Origin of the sequence: Delftia sp. ZNC0008 (assembly GCF_000799035.1) — a bacterium.
GTDB classification, from domain to species: domain Bacteria; phylum Pseudomonadota; class Gammaproteobacteria; order Burkholderiales; family Burkholderiaceae_C; genus Comamonas; species Comamonas tsuruhatensis.
Genome location: NZ_JTKZ01000674.1, coordinates 1 through 8,600, shown reverse-complemented (window position 1 = coordinate 8,600; position 8,600 = coordinate 1). Strand labels below are relative to the sequence as shown.

9 protein-coding genes are annotated in these 8,600 nt (G+C 66.3%); 1 reads left to right on the top strand and 8 read right to left on the bottom strand.

Annotated elements, in window-relative coordinates; translation table 11 throughout:
* The coding region (pdxK, locus tag L995_RS22070; protein ID WP_047473723.1) for a pyridoxine/pyridoxal/pyridoxamine kinase at positions 1-743 on the bottom strand (743 nt) is incomplete at its 3' end.
* Positions 744-915: 172 nt separating this feature from the next.
* Between pdxK and L995_RS22065 the strand changes: the two genes are divergently transcribed.
* The gene (locus tag L995_RS22065; RefSeq protein WP_047473722.1) at positions 916-2,064 is read left to right on the top strand and encodes a hypothetical protein; all 1,149 of its coding nucleotides are present in this window, start codon (positions 916-918) and stop codon (positions 2,062-2,064) included.
* A gap of 99 nt (positions 2,065-2,163) precedes the next feature.
* Here the strand turns inward: L995_RS22065 and L995_RS22060 are convergent, their stop codons facing one another.
* The 7 genes from L995_RS22060 to L995_RS22030 all read right to left on the bottom strand — a co-directional run.
* A complete protein-coding gene (locus L995_RS22060; protein WP_026062223.1) occupies positions 2,164-2,865 on the bottom strand; it encodes an ABC transporter ATP-binding protein in 702 nt (233 codons plus the stop codon).
* Between the two features lie 8 nt (positions 2,866-2,873).
* Positions 2,874-3,641 (bottom strand): high-affinity branched-chain amino acid ABC transporter ATP-binding protein LivG, encoded by a 768-nt coding sequence (livG, locus tag L995_RS22055; protein WP_016446336.1) that lies wholly within the window; start codon positions 3,639-3,641, stop codon positions 2,874-2,876.
* 52 nt (positions 3,642-3,693) lie between these two features.
* Positions 3,694-4,932, bottom strand: a complete 1,239-nt coding sequence (locus L995_RS22050) for a high-affinity branched-chain amino acid ABC transporter permease LivM (protein WP_016451503.1) — start codon at positions 4,930-4,932, stop codon at positions 3,694-3,696.
* The gene (gene livH / locus L995_RS22045; protein ID WP_016446334.1) at positions 4,932-5,858 is read right to left on the bottom strand and encodes a high-affinity branched-chain amino acid ABC transporter permease LivH; all 927 of its coding nucleotides are present in this window, start codon (positions 5,856-5,858) and stop codon (positions 4,932-4,934) included. Before livH ends, L995_RS22050 begins: the two co-directional genes overlap by 1 nt.
* Before the next feature lie 100 nt (positions 5,859-5,958).
* Positions 5,959-7,080, bottom strand: a complete 1,122-nt coding sequence (locus L995_RS22040; protein ID WP_016446333.1) for a branched-chain amino acid ABC transporter substrate-binding protein — start codon at positions 7,078-7,080, stop codon at positions 5,959-5,961.
* A 340-nt stretch (positions 7,081-7,420) separates the two neighbouring features.
* Positions 7,421-8,122, bottom strand: coding sequence for an RluA family pseudouridine synthase (locus L995_RS22035; RefSeq protein ID WP_047473721.1), 702 nt, complete (start codon positions 8,120-8,122; stop codon positions 7,421-7,423).
* A partial coding sequence (locus tag L995_RS22030) for a response regulator (protein WP_047473720.1) occupies positions 8,119-8,600 on the bottom strand: 482 nt, incomplete at its 5' end. The genes L995_RS22030 and L995_RS22035, both read right to left, overlap by 4 nt.

Here is an 8,600-nt window from a genome sequence, read left to right as displayed (position 1 = left end):
CCGCGTAGCCAGTGGCCGGTGAGCGCGGCACTGAACAAGTCGCCCGTTCCCTTGGGCACCGCATCCACGCGCGCGTGGGTGACCACATGCACGTCCTCGCGCGTGACCAGCGCCACGCGCATGCGCAGTGCATGCTCGCCGCCCAGCTCGGGCGCCGCGCTGGTCACGGCCACCCACTGCGTGCGGCCGGTCAGCAGGCTGCGTGCGGCCTGGACCACATCGTCCATGCCGTGCACAGGGCGCGCGGTCAGCCGTTCCAGCTCGAAATGGTTGGGTGTCAGCCCGTCGGCCAGGGGCAGCAGGTGGCGCTGGTAGGCCTCGACCATGGCGGGGTCCACATAGATGCCGCTGTCGTGGTCGCCGATCACCGGGTCCACCACCACGCGCAGGCCGGGGCGCTGCTGCAGCAGGCCCGCCACCCAGTCCGCCAGCAGCCCGGCCTGGTCCGGCCCGCCCAGGTAGCCGGCCAGCACGGCCTGCAGTTGCCCGAGCGCGCCGCGCGCGCCCAGGTCCTGCAGATAGCCCGCAAACCACTCGGCGGCAATTGCTCCGCCGTGGATGCTGGGATAGTGCGGCGTATTGCTGAACACCACCGTGGGTACGGCCGCCGCCGCCAGTCCCAGGGCCTGCAGCGTGGGCATGGCCACGTTGTTGCCAACGCGGCCGTAGACGACCTGGGACTGCACGGACACCACGTCGATGGCCAGGGGTTGCAGCATGTCATGGGGGGCGGGGGCGTTCATGGGCGGCCTTGCGGGTGGTCATTCTTGGGCGAAGCTGCATTTATAGCGCTGCCATGCGAGGGCCGGCAGCACAATCCAGGGAGCACGGCCAGACCACTTCCAGAATCGCGGCAGCGGGATTGGAGCACCATGCAAGAATGGTTTTTTCCGCGCGCATGCATCTCGCTTGAACATGAATTCCCCTTCAGAAATCCAGGCCCTGTATTCGAAATTCAGCGGTGCCGAGGCCTCGGAGCGATTGAGGGCCGAGATCCGCAGCCAGGTCGCAAGCTGGCGCTGGGCGTCCGACTCCATGAGCTTTGACGAACCCTATGCCCGTGAGCTGTTCGGCGGCCCTGCCGCACGCTGGCTCGGCGATGGGCGGGCAGACCCGCAAAAGCATGTGCACCACGGCTTTGATGCCCAGGGCCGTATCGTCATCGAATGCCGGTCCAACGCGCGCGAGCAGGTATGCCTGTACACGCCCGGCCAGCGCACAACCGTGTCGTGGCATGGAGGCGGCAGCATCGATTCCGTCAGCCAAAGCCGCTACGAGGAGGGGCGGCTGGTCGCCCATCACATGCACCTTGGCTACCGTGGCATGGACAGCCGTTATGAGTACGACGGCCGGCAACTGCAGTGCAGCGTGACCCGGAACTGGGAAACCCGTGAGAAGCCCTGGCTCACGCGGCATGTGTTCGTGCATGGCGCGGACGGCGTTCTGGATCGCATCCACCTTCAATACCTGGACACCCAGGGCCAGCCCGAGCCGGGTGCCGACAGGCTGCTCTACCTGCGCCTGCCCAGGGGCGAGACGCTGAAGACCGTCGAGGCGCGTGTGCAGCAGCTGCTGGAGCAGTCACTGGCCACGGCCTTGCAGCAGATCCCACGCGGCGAACCGCTCTACGGTCTTTTGCTTTGCTACACGCATGAGGACCTGACTGCAGCCTGGCCGCCTTTTCTGGTCTGGGGGCGCGAATCCTATCGGCGCGCGGTGCTGGAGCGTGGTGAAGAGATTCCGTATTACCTGTGGGCGCCGGACGAGATACGCGGCATGGGCGAGGCCGATGAGCACTGGTTCTCCGATGAGGCGCTAGGCGAAGCCTGCCTGCTGCATGGCCAGTTGATGGAGATGAAGCAAAGCAATGCCTCGGCCATGCGGGTGCTCAGGCACATGCTGCCCTTGCTGGAGAGCATGGTCAGGCAGGCGGGCCTGCCCGTGACCGATGATTTCGTGGTGGCCTTTGCCGACAACACGGGCGAGGTCGATCCCTTGAAGGCCATGAAGGCCCGTCTGCCGGATGCGCATTGGGCGTTGCTCAAGCAGCGCGGCCTGGTGTGAGGTCTCGCGGGCTCTGAAATGAAAAGGCCCGCCGAATGGCAGGCCTCCGTTCAGTGCCGGCGTGCAGTATTGCCGGCGTTTTGCCGGGCGCGCAGGCGCTCAGGCGCCCAGGTAGGCGCGGCGCACGGCGTCGTTGGTCAGCAGGTTGGCGCCGGTGTCCTCCAGCACCACCTTGCCGGTCTCCAGCACATAGCCGCGGTCGGCGATCTGCAGGGCGCGGTTGGCGTTCTGCTCGACCAGGAAGACCGTGACGCCAGCGGCGCGGATGGTCTGGATGATCTCGAAGATCTGCGCAATGATCAGCGGCGCCAGGCCCAGCGTGGGTTCGTCCAGCAGCAGCAGGCGGGGCTTGCTCATCAGCGCGCGGCCGATGGCCAGCATCTGCTGCTCGCCGCCCGACATGGTGCCGGCGCGCTGGTGGGCGCGCTCGCGCAGGCGCGGGAAGAGGCCGAACACATGTTCGATGCCGGCCTCGATCTGCGGCTTGTCCAGGAAGAATCCGCCCATCTTCAGGTTGTCGGTGACCGTGAGGTCCGAGAAGATGCGCCGCCCTTCTGGCGAGACCGCAATGCCCTTGCGCATGATGTGGTGCGAAGGAAGCTGGGTGATGTCCTCGCCCTCGAACGAGATGCGGCCCGAGCTGGCGCGCGGGTTGCCGCACACCGTCATCAGCAGCGAGGTCTTGCCGGCGCCGTTGGAGCCGATCAGCGAGACGATCTCGCCCTGGTTGACGTGCAGGCTGACGCTGTCGACCGCGCAGATGGCGCCGTAGTGGGTGGAGATGTTCTCCAGTTGCAGCATGGCAGGCATCAGGCTTCTCCCAGATAGGCCTTGATGACCCGTTCATCGTTGCGAATGGCATCCGGCAGGCCCATGGCGATGGGCTTGCCGTACTCCATGACCAGGATGCGCTCGGACACGCCCATGACCAGGCCCATGTCGTGCTCGATCAGCAGCACGGCAATGCCGTACTGGCGGCGCAGCTGGTCGATCAGGCCCTGCAGGTCCTTTTTCTCCTGCGGGTTCAGGCCGGCGGCGGGTTCGTCAAGCATGAGCACGCGCGGCTTGGTGATCATGCAGCGCGCGATCTCCAGGCGGCGCTGGTGGCCGTAGGCCAGGTTGCCGGCCTCGCGGTTGACGAACTCGCGCAGGCCCATCACGTCCAGCCAGTGCAGGGCGCTCTCGATCTTTTCCTCTTCGCTGCGGCGGTAGCCCGCCGTGTTGAACAGGCCCGACAGCAGGTTGACGCCGGAGCGGCGGTGCTGTGCCACCAGCAGGTTTTCCAGCACCGTCATGGACTTGAACAGGCGCACGTTCTGGAAGGTGCGCACCACGCCGTGGTTGGCCACGTGGTGGCTGCTGCGCCCCTCGATGGCGCTGCCGTCCAGCGCGATGGAGCCGCTGCTGGGTTGGTAGAAACCGCTGATGCAGTTGAACACCGTGGTCTTGCCGGCACCGTTGGGGCCGATGATGGCAAACACTTCCTGCGGACGCACGTTGAAGCCCACGTGGTCCACGGCCAGCAGGCCGCCGAAGCGCATGCACAGGTCTTTGACTTCTAGCAAATACTCGCTCATTGCCGGCCCTTGCTGCTATCTGTTGTCCCAAAAATCATGGTGTCGGCATGCTTCATGAGCGCACCTCCACATGGCGACGGCGCATGGGCAGCAGGCCCTGCGGGCGCCAGACCATCATCAGCACCATCACCAGGCCGAAGATCAGCATGCGGTACTCGGAGAACTCGCGCGCCAGCTCGGGCAGCACCGTCAGCAAGATGGCCGCGATGATCACGCCCAGCTGCGAGCCCATGCCGCCCAGCACCACGATGGACAGGATCAGCGCCGACTCGATGAAGGTGAAGGACTCGGGGTTGACGATGCCCTGGCGCGCCGCGAAGAAGGCGCCGCCGAAGCCGGCGAACATGGCGCCCAGCGTGAAGGCCGACAGCTTGATCTTCATGGGGTTCAGGCCCAGGGAGCGGCAGGCGATCTCGTCCTCGCGCAGTGCCTCCCAGGCGCGGCCTATGGGCATGCGCACCAGGCGGTTGGAGATCCACAGCGTGACCACGGCCAGCAGCAGCGCCATCAGGTACAGGAAGATCACCATGTGCAGCGAGCTGAACTCCAGCCCCAGGAACTGGTGGAACGTCGTGCCGCCCTCGGTGGAGGGGGTGCGCGTCATCTCCAGGCCCAGCACCGTCGGCTTGGGGATGCTGGAGATGCCGTCCGGCCCGCCCGTGATGCTGGTCAGGTTGACCAGCAGCAGGCGGATGATCTCGCCAAAGCCCAGGGTCACGATGGCCAGGTAGTCACCGCGCAGCCGCAGCACCGGAAAGCCCAGCACGAAGCCGAACATCGCGGCAGCGGCACCGGCCAGCGGCAGCGCTTCCCAGAAGGACCAGCCGGCCCAGTGGAAGAGCAGCGCATAGGTGTAGGCGCCCACGGCGTAGAAGCCCACGAAGCCCAGGTCCAGCAGGCCGGCAAAGCCCACGACGATGTTCAGGCCCAGGCCCAGCATCACGTAGATCATGGCCAGCGTGGCGATGTCCACCGCGTTGCGGCCCGCAAAGAAGGGCCAGGACACGGCGATCAGCAGGGCCGCCAGCATCAGGCCGTTGCGGTGGCTGGGGCGCGCCTGCGGCAGCGAGGGCAGCGAGACCTTGGGCATCTTCGCCGCGATCAGCGGGCGCAGCAGCTGCACCAGGAAGACCAGGGCGCAGGCCCAGGCCACCACCGTCCAGTCGGGGTTGATGATGGTGCGGGTGCCGGCGCGTTCCAGGTGCAGGCCGAAGATGGGCGTGACGACCACGGCCGTCATCACCGTGGCGATCAGGGCGTCGCGCAGGTTCAAAGTGGGTTTGGTTTTCATCAGACCTTCTCCACTTCAGGTTTGCCCAGCAGGCCCGTGGGGCGGAACAGCAGGATCAGCACCAGCAGGCCGAAGGCCACGATGTCCTTGTACTCGGACGAGATGTAGGCTGCCGCAAAGGTCTCGGCCACGCCCAGCAGCACGCCGCCCAGCATGGCGCCGGGGATGGAGCCGATGCCGCCCAGCACTGCGGCCGTGAAGGCCTTGATGCCGGCCAGAAAGCCGATGAACGGGTTGAGCTTGCCCACGGCCAGCGCGATCAGCACCCCGCCCACGGCCGCCAGCATGGCGCCCAGCACGAAGGTGAACGAGATCACGCGGTTGGTGTCGATGCCCAGCAGGCTGGCCATGTGCATGTCCTGGGCGCAGGCGCGCGAGGCGCGGCCCATGCGCGAGTGGCGGATGTACAGCGTCAGCAGCACCATGAGCACGATGGCCACCACGATGATCAGGATGCGCGAGTAGGGCACATAGATCTCGAAGCCGCCTTCGGCACCGAAGCGCAGCGCGCCCGGCAGCAGCGAGGGCACGGCCATGTCGCGCGCACCCTGGCCCAGGGCCACCCAGTTCTGCAGGAAGATGGACATGCCGATGGCCGAGATCAGCGCCACCAGGCGGGGACTGCGGCGCAGCGGCTTGTAGGCCACCTGCTCCACCACCAGGCCATAGACGCCGGTGACGAAGACCGAGACCACCAGCATCAGGCCGATGATGGCCCACACCGGCAGGCCGCTTTGCGTGCCTATGGCCGACAGCGTGACCAGGCCGATGTAGGCCCCGATCATGTAGATGTCGCCGTGGGCGAAGTTGATCATCCCGATGATGCCGTAGACCATCGTGTAGCCGATGGCGATCAGGGCATAGATGGCGCCCAGGGACAGTCCGTTGAACAGCTGCTGTATCAGCTGAGGTAAGAGTTCTGACATGGTGTAATGCCGCCCCAAAACAGGAAAAGGCCTAAAAGGCCAGGATGCAGACGACCGGGACACGCCGAATGCGTGCCCCGGTCAGTCAGACGGAGGGGGATTACTTGGCAGCGACCGACTTGCTGCCGTCCTTGTGCCATTCGAACACCTGGAAGTCGAAGGACTTCAGGTCGCCCTGCTTGTTCCAGCCCACCGAGCCCAGAACGGTCTCGAAGTTGGACTTGTGCAGGTGGTCAGCCACCTTGGCGGGGCTGTCGCCCACGGCCTTGATGCTGTCCAGCAGCACTTGCGTGGCGGCAAATGCGGTCAGCTGGAAGGCGCCCGAAGGATTGCGCTTCTTGTCCTTGAAGGCCTTGACCACGGCAGCGTTCTTGGGGTTGGCCGAGAAGTCTGCGGGCAGGGTCACCAGCATGCCTTCGACGGCGTTGCCGGCGATGGCGTTGACTTCGGGGTTGCCCACGCCTTCGGGGCCCATCATGCGGACCTTCAGGCCCTGCTCGGAAGCCTGGCGCAGCAGCAGGCCCATTTCGGGGTGGTAGCCACCGTAGTAGATGAAGTCCACGCCGGCGCTCTTGAGCTTGGTGATGACGGCGGAGTAGTCGCTGTCGCCGGCGTTGATGCCTTCGAACAGGGCCACTTCCACGCCGGCCTTCTTCAGGTCGTCGCGTACGGAGGATGCAATGCCCTGGCCATACGACTGCTTGTCGTGCAGCACGGCAACCTTCTTGGGCTTGGCCTTTTCCAGGATGAACTTGGCGGCGGCCGGGCCCTGCTGGTCATCGCGGCCGATGGTGCGGAAGATGAAGTGGTAGTTCTTGCCGTCGGTCAGGGCGGGGGACGTCGCCGAGGGGGTCACCACGACCACGCCTTCGTTGTTGTAGATCGGGGCTGCGGCAATCGATGCGCCCGAGCAGACGGGGCCGATCACGTAGCCGATCTTGGCGTTGACCACGCGGTTGGCGGCCACGGGACCTTGCTTGGGTTCGCAGGCGTCATCGACGGACACCAGCTCGATCTTCTTGCCGTTGACGCCGCCGGCCGCATTGGCCATTTCCACGGCGGTGTTCACGCCTTCCTTGACCATGTCGCCGTACTGCGTCAGCGGGCCGGTGGTGGGAACCACCATGGCGATCTTGATTTGCGCATGCGCTGTGGAGAACAGGGCGGCGCCAGCCAAACCCAGGGCGGCGACGACGGTGTGCATGCGGAACGGAATGCTCATGAGTACTTCCTTCAACTTTGGGTAAAGCGTTCTGAAAAACGCGGTGGCTCCTGTAGGGGCTAGCCGCGCAAAGAAGCACAGGTTAATCGCCTGGTTACCAATGGCAACAGGGTATCCCGGGGCTGGCGCGGCAACAGGCTTTTCGCTAAGGCTCCCATCGCGGCCTGCGCCGTCGGGCGGGGGCTGTTTTGGCCGAAGAAAACGGCTGATGCCGACGCTGCACCCTGACGGTGCTTCATGAAGTCAATATGACCAACTGCAAGAAGGGGAAACACGTACGCTGAATGTTGCATTGCAGCAACGTACGCGGTGGCGATGATTTGCGCGTTCCTGCGATGGATCAGAACGGCGCGGCGGATTCGAAACGCAGCGTCTCGCCAGACAGGGGATGCGCCAGCTCCAGCAGCTGCGCATGCAGCAGCAGGCGCGGCGACAGCGCCTGCACGGCGGCATCGGCATAGAGCGCATCGCCCAGGATGGGATGCCCCAGCGCGGCCATGTGCACGCGCAGCTGGTGGGTGCGCCCCGTCACGGGCTGCAGCTGCACCCGCGTGGTGATTGCATCCCGGACTTCGGTGGCTTGCGCGCCTGGCAGGGCGCGCCACAGGGTCTGGCTGGGCTTGCCCTGCACGGCATCGATGATGCGCAGCGGGCGCCGCTCCCAGTCGGCGGCAATCGGCAGGTCGATGCTCTGCCATGCGCCGGCTTGCCGCGCGGCGGGGCTGCCTGCCACCACGGCCACATAGCGCTTGTGCACGCGGCGCTGCGCAAAGGCCTCGCTCAGCAGGCGCTGGCTGGCCAGGCTGCGCGCCATGATCACCAGGCCCGAGGTGGCCTGGTCCAGCCGGTGCACGACCAGCGCATCGGGCCAGCGCTGCAGGGCGCGGGCGCTCAGGCAGTCCTGCTTGTCTGGGCCGCGCCCGGGCACGCACAGCAGGCCGCTGGGCTTGTCCAGCACCAGCAGTTCGGCATCTTCGTGCAGGCAGATGACGCCTGCGCCGTCACCTGCACTGGCGCCGCCATCGCGTTGCTCAGGGGTCAAGCCGTTCCCCGCTCATTCAGCAGCCTGTGCACCGTGGCGCACAGCTCTTCCACGTCGTTGGGCTTGTGGACCAGGGCCCTGGCGCCTGCAGCCAATGCGGCCTGCTCGATCTCGGTGGTGATGTAGCCCGAGGCCAGCGCGATGGGCAGCTGCGGCTGGATGGACAGGGCCTCATGCACCAGGTCGATGCCGCTGTAGCCGGGCATGTTGTAGTCGGTGACCAGCAGGTCGCAGTCCTGGGGCGCGGCGCGCAGCGCCTCGATGGCCTCGTGCGGATCGGTGAAGCCGCTGACCTGGTAGCCGCGCCGGCGCAGCAGGCGCTGCACCAGAAAGACCAGGGCCTGGTCATCGTCCACGTACATCACATGCTGCTGCGCGGCCTGCGGGTCGGGCAGCAGGGCGAACTGCGGGCCGGTCGGGGTTTCCGCGGCCGCCAGGGGCTCGGGTGCGCTGGGCAGCGCCTGGGCGGCGAGGGGCT

Bases quoted from the DNA above. Each gene is read 5' to 3' on its own strand.
- L995_RS22065 (WP_047473722.1), top strand. From the start codon at position 916: ATGAATTCCCCTTCAGAAATCCAGGCCCTGTATTCGAAATTCAGCGGT.
- L995_RS22060 (WP_026062223.1), bottom strand. From the start codon at position 2,865: ATGCTGCAACTGGAGAACATCTCCACCCACTACGGCGCCATCTGCGCG.
- livG (WP_016446336.1), bottom strand. From the start codon at position 3,641: ATGAGCGAGTATTTGCTAGAAGTCAAAGACCTGTGCATGCGCTTCGGC.
- L995_RS22050 (WP_016451503.1), bottom strand. From the start codon at position 4,932: ATGAAAACCAAACCCACTTTGAACCTGCGCGACGCCCTGATCGCCACG.
- livH (WP_016446334.1), bottom strand. From the start codon at position 5,858: ATGTCAGAACTCTTACCTCAGCTGATACAGCAGCTGTTCAACGGACTG.
- L995_RS22040 (WP_016446333.1), bottom strand. From the start codon at position 7,080: ATGAGCATTCCGTTCCGCATGCACACCGTCGTCGCCGCCCTGGGTTTG.